Annotated in this window: 24 protein-coding genes; 9 read left to right on the top strand and 15 right to left on the bottom strand. The window is 66.3% G+C overall.

Annotated elements, in window-relative coordinates:
• Window positions 1–59 precede the first annotated feature (59 nt).
• Window positions 60–710: a DUF2461 domain-containing protein gene (locus ACW2Q0_RS09295; protein ID WP_457188210.1), complete on the top strand. Its 651-nt coding sequence runs from the start codon at window positions 60–62 to the stop codon at window positions 708–710.
• On the opposite strand, the gene egtD is transcribed toward ACW2Q0_RS09295, so the two are convergent.
• From egtD to egtA, 4 genes are all read right to left on the bottom strand, one after another.
• A complete protein-coding gene (gene egtD, locus ACW2Q0_RS09300) occupies window positions 707–1678 on the bottom strand; it encodes an L-histidine N(alpha)-methyltransferase (protein ID WP_457188212.1) in 972 nt (323 codons plus the stop codon). The two genes, ACW2Q0_RS09295 and egtD, sit on opposite strands and share 4 nt — an antisense overlap.
• Window positions 1675–2508, bottom strand: a complete 834-nt coding sequence (gene egtC / locus ACW2Q0_RS09305) for an ergothioneine biosynthesis protein EgtC (RefSeq protein ID WP_457188214.1) — start codon at window positions 2506–2508, stop codon at window positions 1675–1677. The genes egtD and egtC overlap by 4 nt, the downstream gene beginning before the upstream one ends.
• A gap of 94 nt (window positions 2509–2602) precedes the next feature.
• A complete protein-coding gene (gene egtB, locus ACW2Q0_RS09310) occupies window positions 2603–3937 on the bottom strand; it encodes an ergothioneine biosynthesis protein EgtB (RefSeq protein ID WP_457188325.1) in 1335 nt (444 codons plus the stop codon).
• Between the two features lie 61 nt (window positions 3938–3998).
• Complete coding sequence (gene egtA, locus ACW2Q0_RS09315; RefSeq protein WP_457188216.1) at window positions 3999–5333, bottom strand: ergothioneine biosynthesis glutamate--cysteine ligase EgtA; 1335 nt, start codon at window positions 5331–5333, stop codon at window positions 3999–4001.
• A 269-nt stretch (window positions 5334–5602) separates the two neighbouring features.
• Between egtA and ACW2Q0_RS09320 the strand changes: the two genes are divergently transcribed.
• Together ACW2Q0_RS09320 and ACW2Q0_RS09325 are read left to right on the top strand one after the other, a co-directional pair.
• Window positions 5603–6781 carry an aminotransferase class V-fold PLP-dependent enzyme gene (locus ACW2Q0_RS09320; protein ID WP_457188218.1) on the top strand — a complete coding sequence of 393 codons (1179 nt, stop codon included), beginning with the start codon at window positions 5603–5605 and terminating at the stop codon, window positions 6779–6781.
• Window positions 6781–7698: a ribonuclease Z gene (locus ACW2Q0_RS09325; RefSeq protein WP_457188220.1), complete on the top strand. Its 918-nt coding sequence runs from the start codon at window positions 6781–6783 to the stop codon at window positions 7696–7698. Before ACW2Q0_RS09320 ends, ACW2Q0_RS09325 begins: the two co-directional genes overlap by 1 nt.
• Window positions 7699–7819: 121 nt before the next feature.
• On the opposite strand, the gene ACW2Q0_RS09330 is transcribed toward ACW2Q0_RS09325, so the two are convergent.
• Window positions 7820–8311, bottom strand: coding sequence for a WHG domain-containing protein (locus tag ACW2Q0_RS09330; protein ID WP_457188222.1), 492 nt, complete (start codon window positions 8309–8311; stop codon window positions 7820–7822).
• A 26-nt stretch (window positions 8312–8337) separates the two neighbouring features.
• Here ACW2Q0_RS09330 and ACW2Q0_RS09335 point away from each other — a divergent pair, with 26 nt between their 5' ends.
• Window positions 8338–9975 carry a fatty acyl-AMP ligase gene (locus ACW2Q0_RS09335; RefSeq protein ID WP_457188224.1) on the top strand — a complete coding sequence of 546 codons (1638 nt, stop codon included), beginning with the start codon at window positions 8338–8340 and terminating at the stop codon, window positions 9973–9975.
• Window positions 9976–9992: 17 nt separating this feature from the next.
• Here the strand turns inward: ACW2Q0_RS09335 and pth are convergent, their stop codons facing one another.
• Together pth and ACW2Q0_RS09345 are read right to left on the bottom strand one after the other, a co-directional pair.
• Window positions 9993–10574: an aminoacyl-tRNA hydrolase gene (pth, locus tag ACW2Q0_RS09340; RefSeq protein ID WP_457188226.1), complete on the bottom strand. Its 582-nt coding sequence runs from the start codon at window positions 10572–10574 to the stop codon at window positions 9993–9995.
• A gap of 24 nt (window positions 10575–10598) precedes the next feature.
• Window positions 10599–11192 carry a 50S ribosomal protein L25/general stress protein Ctc gene (locus tag ACW2Q0_RS09345; protein ID WP_457188228.1) on the bottom strand — a complete coding sequence of 198 codons (594 nt, stop codon included), beginning with the start codon at window positions 11190–11192 and terminating at the stop codon, window positions 10599–10601.
• Window positions 11193–11491: 299 nt separating this feature from the next.
• Between ACW2Q0_RS09345 and ACW2Q0_RS09350 the strand changes: the two genes are divergently transcribed.
• Window positions 11492–13135 carry a peptide chain release factor 3 gene (locus tag ACW2Q0_RS09350; RefSeq protein WP_457188230.1) on the top strand — a complete coding sequence of 548 codons (1644 nt, stop codon included), beginning with the start codon at window positions 11492–11494 and terminating at the stop codon, window positions 13133–13135.
• A 61-nt stretch (window positions 13136–13196) separates the two neighbouring features.
• Here ACW2Q0_RS09350 and ACW2Q0_RS09355 read toward each other — a convergent pair whose 3' ends face one another.
• On the bottom strand, window positions 13197–13754 hold the full coding sequence (locus tag ACW2Q0_RS09355; protein ID WP_457188232.1) for a nuclear transport factor 2 family protein: 558 nt from the start codon (window positions 13752–13754) through the stop codon (window positions 13197–13199).
• A 99-nt stretch (window positions 13755–13853) separates the two neighbouring features.
• The gene (locus ACW2Q0_RS09360; protein WP_457188234.1) at window positions 13854–14735 is read right to left on the bottom strand and encodes a DUF4393 domain-containing protein; all 882 of its coding nucleotides are present in this window, start codon (window positions 14733–14735) and stop codon (window positions 13854–13856) included.
• A 322-nt stretch (window positions 14736–15057) separates the two neighbouring features.
• Between ACW2Q0_RS09360 and ACW2Q0_RS09365 the strand changes: the two genes are divergently transcribed.
• A complete protein-coding gene (locus ACW2Q0_RS09365; protein WP_457188236.1) occupies window positions 15058–16380 on the top strand; it encodes a DUF445 domain-containing protein in 1323 nt (440 codons plus the stop codon).
• Complete coding sequence (locus ACW2Q0_RS09370) at window positions 16371–17306, top strand: Abi-alpha family protein (RefSeq protein ID WP_457188238.1); 936 nt, start codon at window positions 16371–16373, stop codon at window positions 17304–17306. The genes ACW2Q0_RS09365 and ACW2Q0_RS09370 overlap by 10 nt, the downstream gene beginning before the upstream one ends.
• 80 nt (window positions 17307–17386) lie before the next feature.
• On the opposite strand, the gene ACW2Q0_RS09375 is transcribed toward ACW2Q0_RS09370, so the two are convergent.
• The 3 genes from ACW2Q0_RS09375 to ACW2Q0_RS09385 all read right to left on the bottom strand — a co-directional run bounded on the left by ACW2Q0_RS09375 (window position 17387) and on the right by ACW2Q0_RS09385 (window position 20585).
• Window positions 17387–19249 carry an ABC-F family ATP-binding cassette domain-containing protein gene (locus ACW2Q0_RS09375; RefSeq protein ID WP_457188240.1) on the bottom strand — a complete coding sequence of 621 codons (1863 nt, stop codon included), beginning with the start codon at window positions 19247–19249 and terminating at the stop codon, window positions 17387–17389.
• A 177-nt stretch (window positions 19250–19426) separates the two neighbouring features.
• Complete coding sequence (locus ACW2Q0_RS09380; protein ID WP_457188242.1) at window positions 19427–20362, bottom strand: 4-(cytidine 5'-diphospho)-2-C-methyl-D-erythritol kinase; 936 nt, start codon at window positions 20360–20362, stop codon at window positions 19427–19429.
• A gap of 76 nt (window positions 20363–20438) precedes the next feature.
• Entirely contained in the window at window positions 20439–20585 is a 147-nt protein-coding gene (locus ACW2Q0_RS09385) for a hypothetical protein (protein WP_457188244.1), read from the bottom strand.
• 118 nt (window positions 20586–20703) lie between these two features.
• On the opposite strand from ACW2Q0_RS09385, the gene ACW2Q0_RS09390 reads away from it, so the two are divergent.
• Complete coding sequence (locus ACW2Q0_RS09390) at window positions 20704–20910, top strand: heavy-metal-associated domain-containing protein (RefSeq protein WP_457188246.1); 207 nt, start codon at window positions 20704–20706, stop codon at window positions 20908–20910.
• A 579-nt stretch (window positions 20911–21489) separates the two neighbouring features.
• On the opposite strand, the gene rsmA is transcribed toward ACW2Q0_RS09390, so the two are convergent.
• From rsmA to ACW2Q0_RS09405, 3 genes are all read right to left on the bottom strand, one after another.
• Window positions 21490–22371, bottom strand: a complete 882-nt coding sequence (gene rsmA / locus ACW2Q0_RS09395; RefSeq protein WP_457188248.1) for a 16S rRNA (adenine(1518)-N(6)/adenine(1519)-N(6))-dimethyltransferase RsmA — start codon at window positions 22369–22371, stop codon at window positions 21490–21492.
• 67 nt (window positions 22372–22438) lie between these two features.
• Window positions 22439–23566, bottom strand: a complete 1128-nt coding sequence (locus tag ACW2Q0_RS09400) for a transglycosylase family protein (RefSeq protein WP_457188250.1) — start codon at window positions 23564–23566, stop codon at window positions 22439–22441.
• Window positions 23567–23830: 264 nt separating this feature from the next.
• Window positions 23831–24658 (bottom strand): TatD family hydrolase, encoded by an 828-nt coding sequence (locus ACW2Q0_RS09405; RefSeq protein WP_457188252.1) that lies wholly within the window; start codon window positions 24656–24658, stop codon window positions 23831–23833.
• Between the two features lie 175 nt (window positions 24659–24833).
• On the opposite strand from ACW2Q0_RS09405, the gene metG reads away from it, so the two are divergent.
• On the top strand, window positions 24834–26393 hold the full coding sequence (metG, locus tag ACW2Q0_RS09410; RefSeq protein ID WP_457188254.1) for a methionine--tRNA ligase: 1560 nt from the start codon (window positions 24834–24836) through the stop codon (window positions 26391–26393).
• Window positions 26394–26406: the final 13 nt, after the last annotated feature.

Genomic DNA, 26406 nt, shown 5'->3' on the forward strand with positions numbered 1-26406 from the left:
CCGCGTCCAGCGCACGCGCCGTAGGGTTGTCCCATGAGTGATCGCAGCGAGGTCCGGCCATGAGTCGATTCGGTGGGTTCCCGCTCGCGGGGCTCGACTTCTACGAGGATTTGGAAGCCGATAACTCGAAGGCCTTCTGGACCGCGCACAGGGATGTCTACGAGGAGTCGGTCAAGGCGCCGATGATCGCGCTGACCGCGGAGTTGGAGGCGGACTTCGGCACCGCCAAGGTCTTCCGCCCGTACCGGGACGTGCGCTTCTCCAAGGACAAGGTGCCCTACAAGACGGCGCAGGGCGCGGTAGTGAGCGTGGCACCTGGTGCGGGCTGGTATGTGCAGATCAGTGCCGCCGGGCTGTTCGTCGGCGCCGGTTTCTATGCGGGCTCCCCCGCCCAGATCGCTCAGCTGCGCGCCACGATCGATGACGAGGTCCGCGGCGCGGAGCTGGAGGCGATCCTGGCCGAGCTCACCCATTCCGGATTCACCATCGGCGGTGACCAGTTGAAGACCAAGCCGAAGGGGTACGACGCCGACCATCCGCGCATCGATCTGCTGCGGCACAAATCGCTGACCTGCGGTAAGGAATACGGCGCACCGGCCTGGTTGGACAAGCCCCGCGCGGCCGAAGAGGTCCGCACCGCCTGGGAGGCGATGCGGCCCTTCATGGAATGGCTGGGCGCGGTGGTCAGTGGTGCGCCCGCTCGCGCCTAACCGCGGGCGGCGAGGACGAGCGCGAAGCGGTAGTCGGGATCGGTCCAGACCTGTTCGGTCTCGAATCCGGCGGCGGCCAGTTCGGCATCCAGTCCGTCGATGCGGAATTTGGCCGAGATTTCGGTGCGCATCTGCTCCCCGCGCGCGAACCGGACCGTGAGGTCGAGCTCACGGACCGTCACGGTCATATCCTCGGTGGCCTCCAGGCGCATTTCGATCCACTCGTTATCGGTATCCCAGACCGCGACGTGAGCGAACTTATCCGGTTCGAAATCGGCGTCGAGACGGCTGTTCAACACATGCAATACATTCCGGTTGAATTCGGCGGTGACACCAGCCGCGTCGTCGTAGGCGGGGACCAATACGGTGGGATCGATGACCAGGCCCGCGCCGAGCAGTAGCCGCTCGCCGGGCTCGAGCACCTGGTAGATGCTGGACAGGAACTCGGCCCGTTCAGCGGGGACGAGGTTGCCGAGCGTGCCGCCGAGGAAGGCGATCATGCGTCGGCCGCCGCGCGGCAGGTTATGCAGGGTGTCGGTGAAATCGCTGATTACGCCGTGCACCGCGAGGCCGGGGAACTCGGCCGCGATCTCCCCGGCGGCGGCCCGCAGCGCCGAGGACGAGACATCCTGCGGAACATAGGTTTTCAGCGGTCCTTCGGCGGTCAGCGCGGAGAGCAGCAGCCGCGTCTTGGCGGCCGAGCCCGAGCCGAGTTCGACCAGGACCTCGGCCTGTGCGGTGCGGGCGATCTCGCCGACGACCCGCTCCAGCAGCGCGCGTTCGGTGCGGGTCGGGTAGTACTCGGGGAGTTCGGTGATCCGCTCGAACAGTTCACTGCCGCGCGCGTCGTAGAACCACTTGGGCGGCAACGACTTCGGGTCCGCGGTCAGGCCGAGCCTGGCATCCGCGCGCAGCGCCGAGGTGAGGTCGTCATCGGATAGGTGGATCTCCAGCGTGGGTGCGGTCATAGGAGCGAGCCTTTCGTGCTTGGAACGTCGAGTAGCGGCGTGACGGAAAGCGCACCGGGGCGGGCGCTGACCAGGTGTCGATCGGGAATCGGCTGCCACCGTGGGTCCTCGTCGAACGGTTCTGAGGACAGGAGGGCGAAATCATCGGTGACCAGGGCCGATAGCGAGTGGCAGACGGTGGTCGCCCACAACTGCCGACCATCGCCGAGCAGTAAATTCAGTCGGGCACCCGGGGATTGGGCCAGTACCGCCGCGATCAGCAGATTCAATGCCGCCGGTGCCGCCGCCCACGAACCATCGGGCGTATCGGTCGAAAGCAGGCCGCGCAGTATCACCCAGAGCGTCGCCGAGTCCGTCGCGGATTCGGCCGCCAGCAACTGGACTGGGGCGAACAGCGGACCCGCGCCGAGTTCGGTTGCGGTGGAGCCGAATTCCTCGGCGACCGCGCTGAGGGCTCGCCGCCAATCGGGCACCATACCGTTATGGCTGAATGCCCACCGACCGTGGGTGAACGGCGCACAGGCATTCCGCTCGACCGGCATGCCAATGGTGGCCGAGCGAACCGCCGCCAATACCGCCCGCGACTCCAATTGCGGCAGCACCTCTTCCACCGCGGGATCGGTCCAGATGGGTGCCGCATTGCGATACCTGCTGACGGTCACGCCGTCATCGTCACGCCACCAGGCCACCCCGAACCCATCGGCATTGATCGTCCCGCCCCCGCGCATATCCTTCGGTGCCCACGCCTGGGTCCGCAGGGAATGCGAACCGAGCGTCAACATCTCACCCACCCGCACAGGTGGGCCGACGTAACCGAGTTGACGACACATCAGCGCCCACCTCCCATCGACGCGCCGGTCGGCAGTTGTGGCATCGCGGCCGACTGCCCGCCGACCGGATTCGGCGCGGCGGTTATCGATACCCTCACTCGCCCTCGCCTTTTCGCAGATCGCGAGCCAGGCGGAAGCCGGAGAAGATCTGGCGACGAATCGGGTGGTCCCAGTTGCGGAAGGTGCCGCGGCAGGCGACCGGATCGGTGCCGAAGGAGCCGCCGCGCAGCACTCGGTAGTCGCCGCCGAAGAAGACATCGGAGTATTCGGCGTACGGGAAGGCCCGGAAGCCGGGATACGCCTCGAAACCCGATGCGGTCCATTCCCATACGTCGCCGATGAGCTGGTGCACACCGCCCGGGGAGGCGCCGGCCGGGTATGCGCCGACTTCGGCGGGTTCCAGGTGCCGCTGGCCGAGATTCGCGGTGGCGGAATCGGGTTCGGCATCGCCCCATGGGTAGCGGCGGGAAGTCCCGGTCTCCGGATCCAAGCGCGCCGCCTTCTCCCATTCGGCCTCGGTGGGCAGGCGTTTACCGGCCCAGGTGGCGTAGGCCTCGGCTTCGAACCAGCAGACGTGCACCACCGGCTGCTGTGGGCGCACCGGGGTCATCACGCCGAATACCCGGCGCCACCAGTGCCCGACCGGATCGCACTCCCAGAACTGCGGCGCCACCAAGCCCGCCTGCTGCCGGTGCGCCCAACCGGGCTCGGACCACAGCTCGGGCCGCTCGTACCCGCCGTCGGCGATAAAGGCCTGGTACTGCGCATTGGTGATCGGTGCGACATCGATGGCGAACGCGGGCAGGTGTACCGGATGGGCCGGGCGCTCGTTGTCCAGCGCCCACGGGTCGGTCGAGGTGCCCATGGTGAATTCGCCGGCGGGAATAACGACTTCGCCGCCGACCGGAGTGTCGGCGGTGGGCGCGGCGGGTGCGGAGAGCACGGCGGGGCCGGTGCGCAATTGATGGGTGGCGAGCATGGTTTCGTCGTGCTGCTGCTCGTGCTGGGCGATCATGCCGAATGCGAAACCGCCGTCGACGAGCGGATCACCGTGTAAAGCGCTGGTTTCCAAGACATCCCACACCCGGTCGCGCACGGTGCGGACATAGCCGCGGGCCTGGGTGGGGTCGAGCAGCGGGAGCTGCGGGCGATTGGCGCGAGCGTGTTTGAAGGCGTCGTACAGCTCATCGATATCTGCGCGGACGGCTTCGCGGCCGCCGACATCGCGCACCAGCCATAGCTCTTCCTGATTGCCGATATGGGCGAGATCCCAGACGAGCGGGCTCATCAGTCGCGAATGCTGGGCGACCAGCTCCGCCTCATCGAGGGTGGTGAGGCCGGTGGTGCGAGCCCTTGCGCGGGTGAGCGCTTCGGCGATCCGGTCCCGCAATTGTTCGGTGCCGGAATTATCTGTCGCGGGGAACTGAATGGTCACGATGGGTATCTCCCGAACTTGTTCTGGTCGGCGACTCGAGGCTGCGGGGCCCCGGTCACCGGTGGTCCTCGGGCTGATCCGCACGCTGTGCGACGAGTTCACCGGTCGGGGTGCGACCGCTGCGACATCGCTCGGCGGCGGATTCGATCTCGCGGGCCGCCGCCGGACTCGCCGCATGTGCCGCGGCCAAGGTCAGCAACTCGACCGCGACGCGACGGATCTGCGGATCGGCCAACCCGCAGCGTGCCGCGTCGAGCCAGCGGCCCGCGAGCGGCGCGGCGAGCGCCGTCGCCTCGACGATGACCGCGGGAGACGACAGCAGAGCGTCGAAGATGTGGATCGGGACGGTCCAGTCGTTATCGGGCTGAGCGTCCAGGTAGCGGACCTCGAGGTGGCCGGAGGCCCGTACCGGCGGGAACAGCGTGGTCAGGTGATAGTCGAGATCGTCGATATCGGGCCGCCGGCCGATCTCGTCGTCCAGCCCACCGGATAACCAGTCCGCGAAGGTCGCCTCCGGCGGCGCGGACCAGCCGATATCGCTGCCGTTGCCGGATATGCCATCGGGGCGGCGAACGCACAGCAGCGGGACATCCAGGGCCCAACGCGCATAGCCGGTGACCGGGTCCGGCCAGGACTCCACCGCGGGACGGGTGCGGGCGTGGTCGAGACGCAACCAGGTGCGCATCCGCTGGGACGCCCAGGCACCCACCGGCGCGCCGTGTAACTCGGGTGAGCAAGCGAAGGCGGCCAATAGCGCGGGACCGATGGTGTACAGCGCATTCCACCGCGCGGTGACCTCCGCGCGATCCGCACCGGCATCGACGCTGACCTGCGTCGCGGCGGTATTGCACATCATCAATTTGCCGAAGGGGCCGATACCGCCGAAGGACCGTTCCATGGCGCGATAGCGCGGTAACCGCAGCACCCGCTTGGGGCGGCGATCCGCATCGGCGGCGGCGGCGACGGTGCGGATGGATCGGGATTCGAGCAGATCCCGCAGCATCCGGGCATCGGTGTGCAGTCCCTCGCACAACTGCGCGGCAGCGGCGAACGGAGCGCTGGAGAGTTCGATCTGACCGCCGGGTTCGATAGTGACCCGGCTGCCCCCTGGCAGCGGAAGTGCCGGTGAATCGGGGGCGATGGACCGCGGTGCGTAGGGTCCGAGGGCATCTGCGAGTGCAGCCAGTTGCGGGCGGGGGGCGGCCGACGGGCCGGACGACGACGAACACTCACCCTGCACGGTGAGCCATTCCAGTTCGGCGCCGATGAGCGTCGGTGGTCCCAGCTTGAAGCAGATTTTTTCGAGATAGGCCTCGGCCGCGGCCCGTGAGGACAGTTCGCCATTTTCCAGCGCTATGACCCGCGCCGGATGTTCGAGCGTGATCGCCATAGCAACCTCCACCATGTGAAACCGGATAAACCGTAGTCGCGCTGCGAAAGCGCTGCCTGTCGTTGTTCAGGTGATCTGTATCGCCGTCGATGCTGGTCGTACCCCGGTGCGCCGACCCAAACCAGCGTAGCTGGGGGGCACCGACCAGAAATGTGACAAGAATCTGAATTCGCGGTCGTGCACAGCGGGGGCACTGGTGCACCATGTCCCGGACCTGCCTCGACTCGTGCGACAGCCCAAAGCGCCGATTTCGGCGATACTGTCAGGCCATGCTCGACGAGAAGCGCGTACGTGCCGACATACCCGTCTACGGTTCCGGATCCGATCTGGTCTTCCTCGACAGCGCGGGCTCCTCGTTACCGCCCCGAGTCGTCACCGATACCGTTGTGGCGCATGTGCGACGCGAGGCCGAAATCGGCGGCTACCGCGCGGCGAACGAGCGACTCGACGACCTCGCCGCGGTGAAAACCGATATCGGCAGGCTCATCAACGCCGATCCGACCAGCATCGCGCTCAGCGACAGCGCGACCCGCTCGTGGGCCGACTTCTTCTATTCGGTCGCGCTCGGGCCCGGCGACCGCGTCCTCATCTCGGGCGCCGACTATGCGAGCAATGCCATCGCCGCGCTGCAGCGGGCCAAGGCGACCGGTGCGGTGGTCGAACAAATTCCCAGCGACAGCAGCGGCCAGCTCGACCTCGACGCACTCGCCGACATGGTCGACGAACGGGTCAAGCTGGTGTCGGTGCTGCACGCTCCGACCAATGGCGGTCTGGTCAATCCAGCCGCCGATGCCACCAGGATCGCGCATTCGGTCGGTGCGCTGGTGCTGCTCGACGCCTGCCAGTCGGCCGGACAGCTGCCGATCGATGTGGCCGAACTCGATATCGACGCGCTCTCGGTTACCGGCCGCAAATGGCTGCGCGGGCCGCGCGGCACCGGATTCCTTTATGTGCGACCGGAATTGGCCGCGTCGATGGAGCCGCAGCGACTGGACCTGCACAGTGCGCAGTGGACCGGCCCGCGGGAGTATTCCCTGGTACCGGACGCGAGCCGATTCGAATTCTGGGAATGCGATGTCGCGGCGCGACTCGGTCTCGGCGCGGCCGTGCGATATCTGCTCGAGCTCGGCCCCGAGAACGTCTACGACGCGATCGCGGCCCGCGCCGAACACCTGCGCAAGTCGCTGCCGGAAATCGCTGGCGTAGCGGTGCGCGATATCGGGATTCGGCACAGCGGCATCGTTTCGTTCACCGTCGACGGGAAATCCGCCATCGAAGTGCGCGATCGTCTTGCGGCCCGCGATATTACGGTGACGGCGAGCCATGCCAGCTCTACGCTGCTGGATATGACCGCCCGTGGCCTGGATTCGGTGGTGCGTGCCTCACCGCACTGCTTTGTCACTTTCGAGGAGCTCGACCGGTTCGTCGGCGCGGTCGCTACGCTCTGATGTCACCTCGCGAACTGATCGTGCTCGGCACCGCGAGTCAGGTTCCGACCAAGCAGCGCAACCACAATGGGTATCTGCTGCGCTGGGGCGAGGAGGGCATCCTCTTCGATCCGGGCGAGGGCACCCAACGGCAGATGACGTACGCGGGTGTATCGGTCACCGATATCACCCGGATCGCGGTGACGCATTTCCACGGTGACCACTGCCTCGGACTGCCCGGCATCATCCAGCGGATCAACCTCGACAAGGTCGCCCATCCGGTCGACGTGTACTACCCCGCCTCGGGTGAGGTGTTCTTCGGTCGGCTGAGCAATGCCACCTCCTTCTATCGCACTGTCGATCTGCGGCCGCATCCGATCGCCGATCCGGGTGCGCTGGACGCCCCAGGCGCACCGTTCGTTCTCGAAGCGGTCGCACTATCGCATCCGGTCGACACCTTCGGCTACCGGCTCACCGAACCGAGCGGTGTGCGCATCCTGCCGGAGCGGCTCGCCGCCTTCGGTCTGCACGGCCCGGCGGTCGGACAACTGCAACACGCTGGCAGCATCGAATTCGACGGGCGCACAATCACACTGGCCGAGGTCAGTGCGCCGAGGCCGGGCCAGAGCGTCGCATTCATCATGGACACTCGCCTCTGCCCAGGTGTAGCGACCCTCGCCTCGGGCGTGGACATGCTGGTGATCGAGGCGACCTTCCTGGACGCCGACGTCCACCTCGCCGAGGAATACGGCCATCTCACGGCCGGACAAGCGGCCCGGGTCGCCGCCGAGGCGGGCGTGCGCACCCTGGTGCTGACCCACTTCTCCCAGCGCTACCGCGATCTCGACGACCACCGCGCCGAGGCGTCGGCGTACTTCAGCGGCGAGATTGTGATCGCCACCGACCTTGCGAGAATCCCACTCCCGCAACGCCGTTAGTCGAATGGCGCCGACGAGCAGATCGCACGCGAGTCAGGATCCACACCCGCTGCCCGGATTCACACCCGCTGCGGGATCGGCGGCCGATATGGCCGACACGATCCCGACAGCGATGTGGCTGTCAGGCCAGGTGCAAGGCGAGGACTTGGGCGAGGAGGGCGCGAGTATCGGTCGCCGGGACGACCAGGCGCAGACTGCGGTTCGCCTGGAGAGCGGCGATGCCGTGCAGGTTGGTCCACAGCGCGATAGCGACGGCCCTCGGGTCGTCGGCGGCCGGTGCGGCCGCGGCGACCAGCGCGGCAAAGCGTTCGAACAGGAGACCCCCGCCGCGCGGACCCACACCTCGTTCCGAGCCCGGCGGTCCACACCGGAATCGGCACGCCCAGCTGCCAGGTGCGCGCCGCCACCGACGAGCGGATGCGGGAGCTGGCGGCCCGGTCCGGCCGCAACTATGTCGACCGCTACGCCGCCACCTTCGGAACGAACCGTTCGTAGGTCCGAGCCCCCGATCAGCCGACCAGATCCGACAAGCCCACCGCCTACCGCCCGGAACCGTTAACGCAAAGCAGAATTGCCGGGATAGTTGGAAGCAGGCCGGAGCACGTCCGGCCATCGCACCGTGCCGATCAGGAGTTGGACTTGAGCAGGTTCACCGATGAGATGTACGCGACGGCGCAAACCTCGGTTCGTGGGCTGGTAACCGGGGAGCCGAATGCGCCGCTGCGGCAGACGTGGGGCGAGATCCACCGGATCGCGCGCCGGATGGCAGGCGGACTGGCGGCCGCCGGTATCGGACACGGCGACGCGGTCGGCGTACTCGCCGGGATGCCGGTCGATATCGCACCGGCCTGTCAGGGCATCTGGATGCGCGGCGCGTCGATCACCATGCTGCATCAGCCGACCCCGCGCACGGACCTGGTGGTCTGGGCCCGCGATACCGAGACCGTGCTGTCGATGATCGAGGCGCGCGCGGTGGTACTCGGCGCGCCCTTCGAGGCCGCCGAACCGCTGCTGCGCGAGCGCGGCATCACCGTGGTGCGCATCGATCAGCTGCGCGACTGCCCGGAGACCGATCCGGTGCCGACCGTCGAGACCGATATCGCGTTGCAGCAGTTGACATCCGGCTCCACCGGATCGCCGAAGGCGGTGCGGATCACGCATGAGAACTTCTACGCCAACGCCTACGCCATGTTCGATCGGGTGAAATTTCAGCTCGACGACGATGTGATGATCAGCTGGCTGCCCCTTTTCCACGATATGGGGATGGTCGGATTCCTCAGCGTTCCCATGCAATTCGGCGCCGAAGTGGTCTGCGTGACGCCGATCGACTTCCTGATGCGGCCTCTGCTGTGGGCCGAGCTGATCGACAAGTATCGCGGCACCGTCACGGCGGCACCGAATTTCGCGTACTCGCTGCTCGCCCGCCGGCTCACGCAGGCCGAGGACGGCGCCTACGATCTCAGTAGCGTGCGATACATGTGGAACGGCGCCGAGCCCGTCGATCCGGACACCATGGAGGCCCTCGCCGCGGCCGGCAAACGCTTCCGGCTCAATCCGATGGCGCTCACCCCGGTCTACGGGATGGCCGAAACCACACTGGCCGTATCGATTCCGGATCCCGGACACGGACAGATCCTCGATGTCATCGATGCCGACCTGCTGGAGGCACTGGGCAAGGCCGTTCCGGCCCATGATCACCACGGCAATGTCCGCCGCCTGCCGACGCTCGGCTATCTGGTCGACAATCTGGAGGGCCGGGTCGTCGATGCGGAGCGCCAGCCGCTGCCGACCCGTTCCGTCGGTGTGATCGAACTGCGCGGTCCGGCGGTCACTTCCGGTTATGTCACGGTCAACGGGTTCCGCCCGGCGCAGGATGGCGACGGCTGGTTCGATACCGGCGACATCGGCTACTTTACCGATGAGGGCCTGATCGTGGTGTGCGGCCGGATCAAGGACGTCATCATCATGGGCGGCCGCAATATCTACCCGACCGACATCGAGCGCGCCGCCATGCGCGTGCTGGGTGTGCGCCCTGGCAATGCCGTCGCGGTCCGCTTGGACGCGGGTGAGAAACGCGAAAGCTTCGCAGTGGTCGTGGAGAGCAACGACCACCAGAACGCCGACGAGGTCAAGCGCATCGAACGCGAAATCGTGCATGCGGTTTTCTCCGAGGTCGGCGCCCGCCCCCGCACCGTCGCGGTCCTCGGCCCCGGCGCACTGCCCAAAACCTCGTCGGGCAAGCTGCGCCGCTCCGCCACCGCGATCCACCTGCGCTGAACCGCGGCTGAACGTGCCTAGTGCAGCTGGTTCTGGGCCGGTTCCAGCCCGACGCGCAGGAGCAGTTCGACCGCGTCCGCGGCCTGTTCGACGATCACCGGCACCTCCTTGCGCTCCACCGACGAAAACGGTTTGAGCACATAGTCCGCCGGGTCCTGGCGACCCGGCGGGCGGCCGATGCCGATGCGGGTGCGCAGATAGTCCTTGGTGGTCAGGGCGCTGGAGACCGAACGCAATCCGTTGTGCCCGCCCTCACCGCCGCCGCGCTTGAGCCGGACCTGACCGAACGGCAGATCCAGTTCATCGTGCACGACGATCACCTCGGTCGGCGGCACCGAGAAGAATTTCGCCAGCGCCGCGACCGGTCGCCCGGATAGATTCATGAACGAGCGCGGCTTGGCGATCAATACCTGACGCCCGTCCAGCCGGGCCTGCAACAGATCCGCGCCGGACTTCTTGTGCACAGCAAAACGGCCGCCGACGCGCTGGGCGAGCACGTCGGCGACCAGAAAGCCGATATTGTGCCGGGTGCGCTCGTACTCGGCGCCCGGGTTGCCAAGTCCGACCACGAGCGCGGGCCCGGTCGAGGATTCGGTCATGCGGATAACCGATCCGGGGAGTTCTTACTCGGCGCTCTCGGCCTCGGCTTCGCCCTCGGCGGGAGCCTCGGCGGCCGGGGCGGCGATGACATTGACGATCAGGGCCTCCGGGTCACCAGCCAGGGTGACCCCCTTCGGCAGCTCGATCGCGCCCGCGGTGATCTGGGTGCCGGCCTCGGCACCCTCGATCGAGACCTCGATGGCCTCCGGAATGCTCAGCGCGTCGGCCTCGATGGAGAGCGTGGTGGATTCCTGGGTAACCAGGGTGCCGGGGCCGGCGTCACCGCTCAGCGTGACGTTCACATCGGCGGTGACCTTCTCGCCACGCTTGACGATCAGCAGGTCGGCGTGCTCGATGTAACGGCGAATCGGGTGCACCACAACGGATTTGGTCAGCGCGAGCTGCTTCTTGCCGTCGATGACGAGGTTCAGCACCGCATTGGTGCCGTGCTCGCGCAGGATGGCGGCGAAGGCCTGGGCGTTGAGCGAGAGATGCTGCGGGTCGGCGGCGTGGCCGTACAGCACGGCGGGAACGTTGCCGGCGCGACGGGTGCGGCGGGCGGCGCCCTTGCCGAACTCCGTACGGACGGCGGCTTCGAGAAGGTTGGCGTCGGACATGACTGGATCTACTCCCTACGGCTCTAGCAGGCTGTCAACAGTGCGCCAGGAACTGTTATCCGCCCTGGCGAAATGGTCTATTCGTCGGGCGAAGACCGAACGGGGACGGCCGAGAGCCGAGCCGCGTCGATCACGGTGAACGCATTACGTCTGCGGTCACCCTCGCCGAGACAACCCGAACACCATAGCGCAAGTGTTTATGTCCAGCTGAATCGGGTGGTCGGACTGGCAGCCTCGTCGTCAACCCGGTCGCGTACGCTGGAGCGGTTGCCGATCGGCTGTCTGAAAGGTTGTTGAAGTTGACCGCCTCCACTGAGGGTGTCGTCACGCCCGCCCCGCGTGGTTTGCCCGCCGAGGTCGCCCGGCGGCGCACATTCGCGGTGATCTCCCACCCCGACGCCGGCAAGTCGACGCTCACCGAGGCGCTGGCGTTGCACGCCAGAATGATCTCCGAGGCGGGCGCGATCCACGGCAAAGCCGGGCGCAAATCCACCGTGTCGGACTGGATGGAGATGGAGAAAGCGCGCGGTATCTCCGTGAGTTCGACCGCGCTGCAGTTCAACTACCGCGCCGCGGGCTCGGATATCGATAACGTGATCAACCTGGTCGACACCCCCGGCCACTCGGATTTCTCCGAGGACACCTATCGCGTGCTCACCGCCGTGGACGCCGCGGTCATGCTCATCGATGCCGCCAAGGGTCTGGAGCCGCAGACGCTGAAGTTGTTCCAAGTGTGTCGCCATCGTGGCATCCCGGTCATCACCGTGATCAACAAATGGGACCGCCCGGGCCGCGCGCCGCTGGAACTGCTCGACGAGATCAGCGAGCGCATCGGCCTCACCCCGACCCCGCTGTTCCTGCCGGTCGGCATCGCCGGTGACTTCCGGGGGCTGCTGCGTCGCGGTCCGGAGGGGGCTGCCGTGGAGTACATCCACTTCACCCGGACAGCGGGTGGCGCGACGATCGCGCCGGAGGAATCGCTCGATCCGGAATCGGCCGAGGCCCGCGAGGGTGAGGCGTGGACGACCGCCGCCGAGGAGAGCGAACTGCTCTCGGCCACCGGGCAGGACCACGATCAGGAGATGTTCCTGGCCGGACAGACCTCCCCGGTCATCTACGCCTCCGCGATGCTGAATTTCGGTGTGCGACAACTGCTGCAGACGCTGGTCGCACTGGCGCCCGCCCCCGGCTCGCGCGCCGATATCGGCGGCACGGCGCGCAACACCACCGACCCGTTCAGCGCGGTCGTCTTCAAAGTGCAGGCCGGAATGGATGCGGCACACCGGGATCGGCTCGCGTTCATGCGAATCGTCTCCGGTGAATTCGAGCGTGGCATGGTTGTCACGCACGCGCAGACCGGTCGGCCGTTCGCAACCAAGTACGCGCTCACCGTTTTCGGGCGCGAGCGCTCGACCGTCGATACCGCCTACCCGGGTGATGTGGTCGGCCTCGTGAATGCCACCGCGCTGGCGCCCGGACACACGCTGTTCGTGGACAAGAAGGTGGAGTTCCCGCCGATCCCGTCCTTCGCGCCAGAGCATTTCGCGGTGCTGCGGGCGCAGAGTGCGGGTAAGTACAAGCAGTTCCGCAAGGCCATCGACCAGCTCGACTCCGAGGGCGTGGTGCAGGTGTTGCGCAATGACGCGCGCGGCGATGCGTCACCGGTGCTGGCGGCGGTCGGTCCGATGCAGTTCGAGGTCGTCACCGCGCGGATGCTCGCGGAATTCAACGTCGAGACGCATATGGAGCACCTGCCCTACACGCTGGCCCGGCGCACCGACGCGGAGTCGATGGCCGAACTCGATCGGCAGCGCGGGGTCGAGGTATTCACCCGCTCCGACGGCGTGCTGTTGGCGCTGTTCAGCGATAAATGGCGGTTGCAGTACATCGAGAAGGAGCATCCGAAGCTCACGCTCGAGCCGCTGGTCGCCACGGCGGACTAGGCCCCCCGCTGCGCCCGATTCCGAGGAATCCGGCGCAGTCGCGGCGCTCGGGGCGATGCGCTCACCCGGCCTCGGGTTCGGCCGCCTTCGACGCGGGCCCGCGCCACTGCGGGGTGGTGCTGCCCGGCTCGCGTTCGACCGCCGCGATGCCGTCTTCGCGCGTGATCAGCCCCCAGCGACTCGACGTCAGCCGCAGACTCGGCAGATCACTGAGCGAGAGAACCACCTCATAGGTTCGCTCATATCCGGTATGCGCGATGCGCCATTGCCCATCCGTGCAGCGGACGTAGCGATCGGAGTAGAACGCCGCGCCGCGCAACAGCATATTGTGCGCCGGTATCAGCACTGTATCCGCGAGGTACCAAGTGCCGGTGGCGGTGTCGCCCTCGACATCGATCTCCGGATGGTCGCATCGATGCTCGGTGATGACGTGCGGACCGAGGGTGTTGCGCATGAACGCCAGGAACGCATCCCGCGACTCGAACTGCAGGTATTCGCTGTAGGTGGCGGTCGCTTCCGGGACCATGGTATCCGCGAATTCATCCCACGACTTGGTGTCGAGGGTGCGCAGATACCTGAACTTCAGGCGACTGATCGCTGACACAGCATCCCGGTCCATAACTCAACAATCCCATTCGAAGTCGCCGCGCTAAAGAGATTGGGAGATTTGTATCAGATTGCTATCACTTCGAGCCGAATGTGCGGTCAACCGGACGGGTCAGTTCCCGATGGTGAAGCAGGTGTTGCAGAAGTCGCTGCCGAATTCGGTCAGCCGCAGACTTTTGCGCACGATCTTGGGCGCGCGCCCGGCCCTTTTCAACGCCGCCTCGACCACCGGCTGCACCTCGAGCACCATGTACCGGCTCAGCACCACCGGGTCCTCGGAAACCTGGGTCAGGCCGAGGCGGTTGAGGTTGATCAGATAGGTGCGCGCGCGGTCCGGATAACGAACACCGGCCTGTTCCGGAACCGAAGTGAGATCACCGGTGACCAACTCCGAGCCGATGCCGAGCGGACGGTTGGTACGCACATCGACCGTAGGCTGCGGACCGTTCAATGCCATGAACCGCAGAATGCGCGCCTCATCCGGCGCCAATTCGTCGAGGATCCGGTCATAGGCCGGGTGCACATCCTCGGTGAAATAGACATCGGCCGAGCGGGCGAGCAGCGCATCGCCGCGTCGACGTAACTCTTCGCTGCTGGCCGAGTGCAGCGGCGCGCCGATGCCGATCGCCGCCGGCTGTGGCGTACTTCCATTGGAAGTCGGTACATAGCTGACGATTTCGCGCACCGATCCCTCGGTGACGCCGAGCGCGCTGCGCGCGATGGAGCGCAACGCATTACCGGTGCGCTCGGCGATATCCGCCGACGAATCACCGTCGAGCGCGGCCTGGGTGATCTCCTTGGTCACCTCATAGGTCGTGCCGACGGCCCACTGACTACCGCGTACCACGGTGCCCGCCGCGAGCCCTGCCGCCCGGAACACACCACGAATCAGCCGTGCCTCATTGCTGATCTGCCGCTGTTCGACATCCGAGCTGTGCTCCACCGAGCGGGAACCGGCCCGGGCTACGTCCTGTCCGGTCCTGTCGTCTGTCACGTTCTACTCCGATGTATTGCCACGTACGAATACGCCCACAGATTATTGCCCGCCAGCCTTCCAGGCATGCCCTACCGCGAGCCGACTGGACCGGCAAACACGCCGACCCCTGCTGTCGGACGCGTGACGGTCGCCATTGTCTCCGGCACTTGTTGACACTACGACATCCTGGACACACAGTGTGACCGACGTCTCAGACAATCCGCTGTGGCCCCGGGACACTCGCGGGTTCTCGCCCTCACAGTAGGGTCCGTCTGCCGACTGGGGTGCTAGTTTGAGTTGCCGGTGAGGCGGCGATCACCGGTATCGGCAGGAGGGTGTCGTGTTGGAGAGTGTTTTCGGGGTCCACCCGACGGTCCTCCTGGAGTTAGTGACTATCCCGCTTTTCACCGGCATCATCGGTTACATCACCAACTGGACCGGCATCCTGATGTTGTTCAAGCCGGTCGCCTTCCACGGCATTCGTCTACCCGGATTGCGCGCACTGTTTCCCTTCCTGCCCAAGCGAATTCAGGTGCTGCCGTTGCTGAGCTACGACGGCCGAATAGGCTGGCAGGGCATCGTGCCCTCACGTGCGGACAAAATGGCGAGCATCGCGGTCGACAAGGGACTGGCGAAACTCGGTAGCGTTGCCGACTTCTATCGTGAGCTGGAACCGGACAAGCTCGCCGAACACCTCGCCGCTATCGCCGACGCGCAGATAAAAGACATCGTCGAAGAAATCCTGCGCCGCGAACATCCGCAACTCTGGTACAACCTGCCGACCGGCGTACGCGAGATGATTCACGCGCGGGTCCGCCAACAGCTGCCCGATATTCTGCGCGAGCTGACCGAAGAATTGGGCGCCAATATCGATCAACTGCTGGACGTCAAGCAGATGGTCATCCGCTATTTCCAGGCGCGTCCGCATCTGCTCAATATTCTTTTCCAGGTCCTCGGCGCCAAGGAACTGCGCTTCATGCAGAACTTCGGTTTCTACTTCGGCGCGCCGATGGGTGTCGTGCTGGTCGCACTGCTGCACCTGACCGGTTGGTCGACGCTGGTGCTGCTGCCGGTCGGCGGCGTCATCATCGGCTGGATGGTCAACTGGATCGGCCTGAATATGATCTTCGCGCCGGCGTACCCGAAGTGGTGGTGCCCGTGGCGGCAGGGTCTGCTGATCAAGCGACAGCTCGAAATCACCGATGGCTACGCGGAATTGGTCTCCAGTCAGGTCATAACCGTCGCCAATATCGGTGACGAACTGCTCAACGGTCCGCGCTCGGACCGGACCATGCAGATGCTCGAGGACACGCTGCGCCCGGCCGCGGACCGGGCGCTCGGGGCGGCGCGACCAGCGGTAAAGTTCGTGCTCGGCAGCCGGGAGTACGACTCGCTGCAATCGACGCTGACCACCGAGGCGATATCTATCGCGCCGATCGCCTTCGCGGATCCAGACTTCAACGTCCAGCAAGGCAGGCAAATCAACGACTACATCGCCAAACAGATGTCGGCGCTATCGCCCCCCGACTTCGTGGATATGCTGCGATCAGCCATCAAACAGGACGAATGGCTTCTTTTTCTGCATGGCGGCGTGTTGGGACTCTTCGCCGGATACGCTCACATCCTGATCTTCGGAACGGGAGTAGCGACAACATGGCTGTGACGGAAGCTGGCGGCGACGATCCGCGTGCCGCCGGGCACGGCTGCGAGCGAGCGGCGCAGTCCGAGGTGGCCGAAACAGCAACAACTTCCGAGTCGGTATCCGGGCAATCGAGCGAGATCGCGCGCCTGCCCGTCGGCGCGGTCGAGTCGGCCGCGCCGAAGCGGGAGCCCGGCTCGGTACGCAAGACAGTTCGGGCGAGCACCGGGGTCGCCCGGGTCGTGGTGAGCGCGGCGGCCGGAGTGACCGCGTGGGGCATCGACACCGCCCTCGGCGTCGGGGCCACCGTGGTGCGCGGCAGTATCGCCGGAAATCCACCGCGTGAGGTGCTTGCCGAAGCGGAGGCCGAGGTTCGGGACGCGGTACGGCGTGCGTTGCGGCTGCCCACCACGCCCGAACAGCCCACGCCCGATGCCATTCCCACGCTGCGCGAGCAGGGCGCCGCACTGCTGCGGCTGTCGGCGAGTACGCAGGGCGAGCACCATGAAACCCACCCCGCCTTCGCGCGCATGCTCGAGGAGTTGACCCCCGATGAGGCGCGCATCCTGCGCTTCCTGCACCTCGACGGCCCGCAGCCCTCGATCGATATCCGCGCCGGACGGCCGCGCGGTATCGGTGTCGAGCGAATCATCTCCGGGCTCAACCTGATCGGCGAACACGCGGGCCTGCGGTTCCCCAACCGCATCCAGCAATATCTACCCAATCTGCGCCGCCTCGGCCTGATCGAATTCGTCAAGGAACCGGTTGGCAATCCGAACCGCTACCAGCTCCTCGAGGCCCAATCCCCCGTCCGAGAAGTGTTGAAGCGCTCCGGTTTCGGTACCAAGGTCTACTACCGCAGCATCGCACTCACCGGCTTCGGCGCGGACTTCGTCCAGACCTGCCTGCCTGTCGTCGTCCAGGACGGGCGCGTGTCCGGCGACAGCTAGCCGACGCTGCCGCAGTAGCCCGGAGTTCCGTCGAACGTAATCGGCGAGGCGCCGGAGCGCTGGACAGTGTGCCAGGCGGTTCAGGCGCCGTCGGCGAGTTCCAGCCAGCGCTCTTCGGCGGATTCCTTTTCGGCCAGGACCTGTTTCAGCTCGGCGCCCAGGGTGATGAGCTTGTCCGGTTCGGTGGCGGCGTCGGCCAGGGCGGTGTGCAGGCGCTGTTCGCGTTCGGTGAGTTTGTCGATGGCGCGTTCCAGTTTGGCCAGCTCCTTGCGGGCGGCGCGGTAAGCGGCGGAATCGGTCGCCGGGGCTTCGGCGGGCTTGGGTTCGGCGGATCGCGTTGTGGCGGAGCTCAGTGCGGAACGCTTTTTCAGGTATTCGTCGATGCCACCGGGCAGGTTGGTGAGCTTTCCGTCGCCGAACAGGGCCCAGGTGGAGTCACAGATGCGCTCGATCAGATACCGGTCGTGGCTGATCACGACCAGGGTGCCCGCCCAGTTGTCCAGCAGGTCTTCCAGTTGTTGCAGGGTATCGATGTCCAGATCGTTGGTCGGCTCGTCGAGCAGCAGGACATTCGGTTCCGACATCAGGATCCGGGTCAGTTGCAGCCTGCGCCGCTCACCACCGGATAGGTCGCCGACGGGGGTGCGCTGCCGGGCCGGGGTAAAGCCGAGGCGCTCGGCCAGCTGCCCGGCGGAGATCTCCTTATCCCCCAACGTGATTCGCTGCGCAATCTGCTGTACCGCCTCCAGGACACGCAGCTCGGTCGGCAGGTCGTCGAGTTCCTGACGCAGCCAACCGATTTCGACCGTCTGTCCCTGAATGCGTTTGCCCGCGGCGGGTTCGATGGCACCGGCCAGCGTGCGCAGTAGCGTCGTCTTGCCGGAGCCGTTGACGCCGACGAGACCGACTCGCTCCCCTGGCGCCAAGCGCCAGGTCAACTCGCGCACCAACTCTCGGCCGTCCGGAGTGGTGAGGGTGGCATCCTCGAGTTCGATGACGACGCGGCCCAGGCGCTTTCGCGCGAAGGCGGCCAGTGAGGCGCTATCGCGCGGCGGCGGCACATCGGCGATCAGCGCCTCGGCCGCCTCCACCCGATAGCGCGGTTTGGAGGTGCGGGCCTTCGCACCGCGCCGCAGCCAGGCCAACTCCTTGCGCGCGAGATTCGCGCGCCGGGCTTCGGCGGCATCGGCCTGCCGCGCCCGCTCGGCACGCGCGAAAATCCAGTCGCCGTAACCACCTTCGTAGCTCTCGACCTTGCCGCCGACGACCTCCCAGGTATCGGTGGCCACGGTGTCGAGGAACCAGCGATCGTGGGTCACGACCACCAGGGCGCTGCGGCGCTCGAGCAGATGTTCGGCCAGCCACTGCACACCCTCGACATCGAGATGATTGGTCGGCTCGTCGAGGACGAGCAGATCGAGGTCACGAACCAGCGCGGCAGCCAACGCGACGCGGCGGCGCTCGCCACCGGAGAGATTGTCGACCGATGTATCCAGGCCGAGGCCCTCGATGCCGATGCCCGCCATAACGGACCGGATGCGCGGGTTCGACGCCCATTCGTGTTCGGCAACGCCGTAGTCATCTCGGCGCTCCCGAGGCCCTGCGTGGTCACGCAAGTTGCCGTCTCCGGGCCCGTCGCTCGCGCCGGGGGGCATCGCGTCATCGGCCAGTCCGGCCAGCACGACGGATCCGACGGACGCGCCGGGAGGCAGCACACCACGCTGGGTCACGACTGCCATACGCAGCCCGCCGACCCGGCTCACCCGGCCGCTATCGGGCGGCTCGAGACCGGTCAGCACCTCCAACAGGGTGGTCTTGCCGCCGCCGTTCAGGCCGACGACACCGATCCGTTCGCCCGCGTGAATGCCGAGCGAAACGTTGTCCAGGAGCGGTTTGATACCGAAGCTCTTGGAGACCTGTTCGAGATTGATCAGGTTGGACATGGATCCTTCCAGGGTATGGCCGGGCGTGTGCTCGCCCCGCGCAAGCGTACCGAGCACGCCGAACCCACCGTCGCCCCACCGAACGCTCGGTCCGGGATCGCACGCTGTTCCGCTACGGGCTCGACGCCGGCCAGGTGGACCGCCTCGTCGACACGTCATCGCCTGACGGGCGAAAAGTCAGCGCTTTCCGGGCGTGCCGCTGCTGATGACCCGAGCACCGGAGACCGGTCCGCTCGCGGTACGCACGCTGCGGCACACGCCCGCGCCCGCGAGCTCGGCCGCGACCGCCACCGCGCCATCCTCGCTGTCACAGAGGAATGCGCAGGTCGGGCCGGACCCGGAGACCAGCCCGGCAAGCGCACCGGCACCGACGCCCGCGCGCAAGGTCCGCCGCAACTCCGGCCGCAGCGACAGTGCGGCCGCCTGCAGATCGTTACCCAGCAGGGGCGCAAGCTGTCTCGGGTCGCCGGAGGCCAGCGCCTGCATCAGTTCCTGCGGCTCACCGAGCCGGGGTGGGGTGCCGACCTCGCGTAGTCGATCGAGTTCGGCGAAGACGGCCGGGGTGGACAATCCGCCCTTGGCCAGGGCAAGAACCCAGTGAAAGATATTGCGGGACAACACCGGAAGCAGCCGCTCGCCCCGACCGGTGCCGAGTGCGGTGCCGCCGTGCAGTGCGAACGGCACATCGCTGCCGAGTTCGGCTGCGACCGCGAACAACTCGTCGCGGGTCAGCCCGACATCCCAGAGTTCGTTCAGGCCCACCAGCGTCGCGGCGGCATCCGCACTGCCGCCCGCCATCCCACCCGCCACCGGAATGCCCTTGTTGATGGCGATTTCCACCAGCGGCGCACGGCCGGCCAGATGCGCGACGCGCACGGCGGCCTTCCACACCAGATTGGTCCGATCGGTCGGCACATCGTCGGCGCCCTCGCCGCTGACCCGCACGGTCAGCGAGGCGGCCGGCGCGAGTTCCAGATCATCGCTGAGCGAGAGGGCTTGAAATACCGTAGTCAGATCGTGATAGCCGTCCGCACGCAGGTCACCGACACCTAGGTGGAGGTTCACCTTGGACGGCGCGCGCACTACGACGGGACTTGGCACAACTGACAACACGGTGCTCAAGCCTATCCCGTGGGAACGGCAGGTGCTCAGCTCGAGATGAGACGTTCACCGCCCTTGTGTCGGACGGCTACACGCAACGCCCCGCCAGTGGCGGCGCGCACTGACCGGTGACGGCGGCGAGGAAGACGGTGACATCCGCGATATCACCGAGCTGGCCGATTCGATTCAACGGCGACCAGTCGGCCACCAATGCCTCGGTCTCGCCATTGCGCATCCAACTGGTGTTCAGAACGATGAGGCTCTCACTTGCACTCAATACCCTCAGGGGGTATTTTCAGAGGCGTTGGGGATACCCCCGCACCGTATGATCAATGTGAGCGAAGGAGTCGGAGATGTCCACGAGCACCTACACCGTCACGGGAATGACCTGTGGACACTGCGTGAACTCGGTCAAGACGGAGATCGGCAAGATCGATGGCGTGACCAGCGTGGATGTCGACCTCGCCAGCGGTGCGGTCCGGGTGGACAGCACCGCGCCGCTCGCAGACGCCGATATCGTCGCCGCCGTGGACGAGGCGGGATACGAGGTCGCGGCCTGATCCAGCCCCGGCCGAGATTCGCCGCCTGCGGCGGAGGTCTCATCGAACTGTTCGGTGCCGCACTCGGTATCGGCGCCCCACTGGGCGATCCAACCGAGTCCGCATCGGACCGCGGCGCATAGGCTCATCCGGTTGCCTTGCGCGCCAAAACCTTGTCTACCTGCACGTCCATCCGCGGGGCGAAATCGATCGCACAACAGCGGGTCCGGAGGTCGGCTGCCACGACCGACCCCGAATGCGGGCGCATTTCGGTGGTGTCTAGACTTGTCCCCCATCGGTGTCGTACGTACCGCTGAGTTCACCGCGCGCATCGAATCATCCACAGCGCCATCCACATCCGATGGCGGACGCCATTCAGGTGGCGGTCACCCCTGACCGCATACGCCGACCAGCGCGTGTCAGAACCGACATTCGATGCGATGACCTGTGATTTCTGTGTGGCGCGCGGCGTGCTGCGGCATTCGCGAGTCGATCTTGGCGGCACGTGGCGCCGATGTTGCGACCAACAAGACAAAAGTTGGTTATCCACAATCTGTTTCGCAACGGCGACACTTCGGCAAGCCAGCCATGGGGATGCGCTCACCCCTGGGCGGCGAGGCGTACGAAGGCTGCGGTGTCCAGGGTTTCGCCGCGGGCGGTCGGGTCGATACCGGCGGCGAGCAAGCGTCGTTCGGCTTCGGCTGGTGAACCGGCCCAGTTGCCGAGGGCGGCGCGGAGGGTTTTGCGGCGCTGAGCAAAGGCGGCGTCGACGACTTCGAAGACGCGGCGACGGTGCCCCTCGTCCATCGGCCAGGGCGGTTCGGCATAGCGTTCGATGCGGACCAGCCCGGAGTCCACGCGCGGCACCGGCCAGAACACCTGGGTGCCCACCGCGCCCGCGCGGCGCACGGTACCGAAGAAGCCTGCCTTGACGCTCGGTACGCCGTAGATGCGACTGCCGGGCTCGGCGGCGAGGCGGTCCGCCACCTCGGCCTGCACCATCACCAATGACGTTATGATGCTGGGCAATTCGGCGAGCAGGTGTAGCAGCACCGGCACGGCGACGTTATAGGGCAGATTCGCCACCAGCGCCGACGGCGCCGCGGGCAGGCCCTCCGCGCGGACCCGCAGCGCATCGGCTTCCACCACGGTCAACTGCCCGGCCAGTTCCGGCGCACGGTCCGCGATGGTCACCGGAAGATGTTTCGCCAGTACGGGATCGATCTCGACGGCGATGACCGAATCCACCACATCGAGCAGCGCCAATGTCAACGAACCGAGTCCCGGCCCGACCTCGAGGACGGTATCCCCGCGCCCAACCCCGGCTGCCGCGACAATTCGGCGCACAGTATTGGCGTCGTGCACGAAGTTCTGTCCGAGCTGTTTGGTCGGGCGCACGCCGAGCCGCTCGGCCAGCGCCCGCACCTCGGCGGGCCCGAGCAGCGCAGCACTTCCACGAGCGGAAATATCGGGTTCGGACACGTCCGACAAAGTATCAACTCCGCCTATCCGCGACCGAGGGGCACAGGCGCTGCGGTCGGATCGGCGATCAGCCGATGCCCAGACGGCCGGTGCAGGCCGGCCAGGCGCCCCAACCCTGGCGGGCGCGGGTGACTTCGGCGACGGCGATTTGTTCTTCGCGGGTGGCCAGGTCGGCGCGCGGGGCGTATTTGAGACCGCCCTGGCGTTCCCAGGTGCCCTGGTCGAATTGGATGCCGCCGTAGTAGCCGTTGCCGCTATTGATGCCCCAGTTGCCGGTGGATTCGCAGCGGGCCAGCGCGTCCCAGATATCACCGTCATGCACCGGCGGCACCTCGGTGCCGGGCTTGGCGCCCTTGCGGACCGTCTTGGGCTGCGCCGTCACCTGCACCGTGGCGGCGATCGGCCGTCGGCTGACCTCCTGGCCATTGACCATGGTGACCGCGAACGTCACATCTTGCACGCCGGGTGCCCCATGGCTCTCCACCACGGTCCGGCTCATATTCAGGGTCGGATCCTCGATCACATTCTCCGGCGGATCCAACGGCACCGTCTCGACCTTGTTCTCGACGCGCTGGCGGGTCACCACGATCCGCAGCCCATCGGTGAGCGGGGTGGTGGCCGCGGGCTCGACGGTGTCCTGCTCGATCAGCGGAATGCCCGCGACGGCGAGGAAATCACCGACGGTCGGCGCGGCCAATCGCACATCGACCGGATGGCCGATGCCGTCGAGCAGCGATACCGAACGCGGGCTGGCGATCTGCAGTGCGGCCCCCTCCAGCGGCAACCTCTCGTTGCGGGCTGGTGAAACGAATACCTCGCGGGGCAGGTGCAGTTGGTCGACCACATCACCCGCGGTCAGGCCGGTCGACCACACCTTCTCGGCCTTGCCGTCCAGCGATATAGCGACCTCACGCGCGCGGTTGTAGGTGATGGTCGCACCATCGGTAATCGTCGCGGCCAGTGCGGGCCGGACCAGGTCGCGGTCGTTCACATCGAAACCCGCGGCCTTCAGCACTCCGCTGACGTTGCGCGACATGGTGGTCTGCGTCGTCTGTTCGCCGTCCACGACGACCGTGACCGTCTTGCGGTTCACGATCGCCATCGCGGCACCGACGATCAGCGTCACCAGCAGCGCCGCGACCGCCGCGTACAGCAGCGGCGAGCGGGACTGGTTGATCCTCGCGAATGGAGACATGGTAACAGCACGATAACGAAGGGGTCAGGAGTCGACAACCGCAGCCTTCCGAACGGCGGGTTTTCGATATCCCAAATCAATATCGCCGCCGCAGGTAAATCACGAATCGCATCGAGCGAAGTGACCTAGCGCACATCGACCATCCAGACCTCTTGCACATCAGCGGCGGATTGGACTGTCAGCGTTAACCCAAGATCGCGGAAACGACTTCTCGAGCGATGCCAGGAGAACTCCCGACCCGGCCATAACAGAAATGCAATCGATTCAGATACCGTAAATGCGGTGGGCGTTCGTGGTGGTTATTTTCGCGAGCGCCACCGGATCCTGCTCACGCAATTCCGCGAGGGCACGCACGGTGTACGGCAGGCAATACGGTTCATTGGGCGCACCACGGAACGGATGCGGGGTCAGATACGGCGCATCGGTCTCCACCAGAATCTGGTTGTCGGGCACCACCTTGGCGGCTTCGCGCAGTTCATGGGCGTTCTTGAAGCTCACCGTGCCGGAGAAGCTGAGGATGTAGCCCTCGGCCACACACGACATCGCCATATTGGTGTCGGAGGAAAAGCAATGGAAGATCACGGTTTCCGGCGCACCCTCGTCCAGCAGTACCGCCAGCAGATCGTGGTCGGCCTCGCGGTTGTGGATCATCAGTGGTTTGCGCAGGCGTTTGGCCAGGTCGATATGCCAGCGGAAGCCCTCGACCTGATCCTCGATATCGGCGCAGCCCTCGAGCTTGCCCGGCCAGTAGTAATCGAGTCCGGTCTCGCCGATCGCGACAACGCGCGGATCGGCGGCCAACCGCTCCAGTTCGGCCTTGGTCGCGTCGTCGAGCGCGTTCGCCCGCGTCGGATGCAGCGCCACGGCGGCGAACACCCTTCGATCCCAATGCGCGGCCCGCACGGCCCACTGCGCGGCGGCCAGATCATCGGCGACGGTGACCACCTGGCCGACCCCCACCGAGGCCGCGCGGTCCACGACCACCGCCGTCGACTCCGCATCGGTGGCCCCGCAGGCATCCAGATGGGTATGCGCGTCCACCAGCGGCGCGAGCGGTTCCGGCAGCTCGGGCGCGGGCCGTTTGCCGCTCATCGGCGAACTCCGGCACACCGGAACGCGGGCGCGCGACGGCGGCGATCGACTCGGGGGATATTCACGTGAGCGTCGGAATCCACGCGCATTACAGTAGATGCACCATGAGCGAGCGATCGATCTACACAGCCGCCGGTGCGGTCATACCGGAGCCGAGCGTCAGCGAGGCGCACGTATGAGCGCAGCCGACCGCGCCGCCTTCTACATCACAACGGCCATCGCATACCCGAACGGTGCGCCGCACATCGGGCACGCGTACGAGTACATCTCGTCCGACGCCCTCGCCCGCTTCAAGCGGCTGGACGGTTATGACGTCTTCTTCATGACCGGCACCGACGAGCACGGGCAGAAGATGCAGCAGACCGCGGTCGCCGAGGGCGTGCCGGTGGAGGAACTCGCCGCGCGCAACTCGGATGTGTTCGAGGCGATGGACAAGATCCTCGACATCTCCTACGACCGCTTCATCCGCACCACCGATGACGACCACCAGGTGGCCAGCGCCGCGATCTGGGAGCGGATGCTCGCCAACGGCGATATCTACCTGGACAACTATTCGGGTTGGTACTCGGTGCGCGACGAGGCGTTCTACACCGAGGAAGAAACGACACTGCTCGAGGACGGCACCCGGATCTCGACCGAATCGAAGACGCCGGTCACCTGGACCGAGGAGTCGAACTATTTCTTCCGGCTGTCGCACTACCAGGACAAGCTGCTCGCGCTCTACGACGAACATCCCGAATTCATCGCGCCCGCAACGGCCCGCAACGAGATGGTGAGCTATGTGAAGGCGGGTCTGAAGGACCTGTCCATCTCGCGCACCACCTTCGACTGGGGCGTGCCGGTGCCGGGACATCCCGATCACGTGATGTACGTGTGGGTGGACGCGCTCACCAACTATGTCACCGGCGTCGGCTTCCCGGATACGGAATCCGTTGCGTTCCAGCGTTTCTGGCCCGCCGACGTGCACATCATCGGTAAGGACATCACCCGGTTCCACACCGTGTACTGGCCGGCGTTCCTGATGTCGGCCGGGATCGAATTGCCGAAACGCGTTTTCGTGCACGGGTTCCTGTACAACAAGGGCGAGAAGATGTCCAAGTCGGTCGGCAATGTGGTCGACCCGCTCGCGCTGGTCGACGAATACGGCGTCGACGCGGTGCGCTTCTTCCTGCTGCGCGAGATCTCCTATGGCCAGGACGGCAGCTACAGCCACGAGGCGATCGTCGGGCGGATCAATACCGATCTGGCCAATGAATTCGGAAATCTGGTGCAGCGCAGCCTGAAGCTGGTCGCCCGCGACTGCGGTGGCGTGGTGCCGACGCCGGGCGAATTCACCGAGGCCGATCGCGCCCTGCTCGACCGGGCCAATGGTCTGCTGGAGCGCTGCCGAGCCGAATTCGACACCCAGCAAATGCATTTGGCGCTGGAGGCGATCTGGCTGACGCTCGGCGAGGCCAACCGCTACTTCTCCGCTGAGGCGCCGTGGGCACTGGCCAAGACGGCCACCGAGGAGTCGCTGGCCCGCGAGGCGACGGTGCTGTATGTGACCATCGAACTGCTGCGCATCGTCGCGATTCTGGTACAGCCGGTTATGCCGGAATCGGCGGGCAAGATCCTGGATCTGCTGGCTCAGCAGAACCGTTCGTTTGCCGATATCGCGACCCCGCTGGTCCCCGGAACCGCACTGCCGGAGCCGGAAGCGGTCTACCCACGGTACGTGGAGCCGAAGAAGTAATCCGCAGGAGACG

Source organism: Nocardia citri (genome assembly GCF_054065835.1).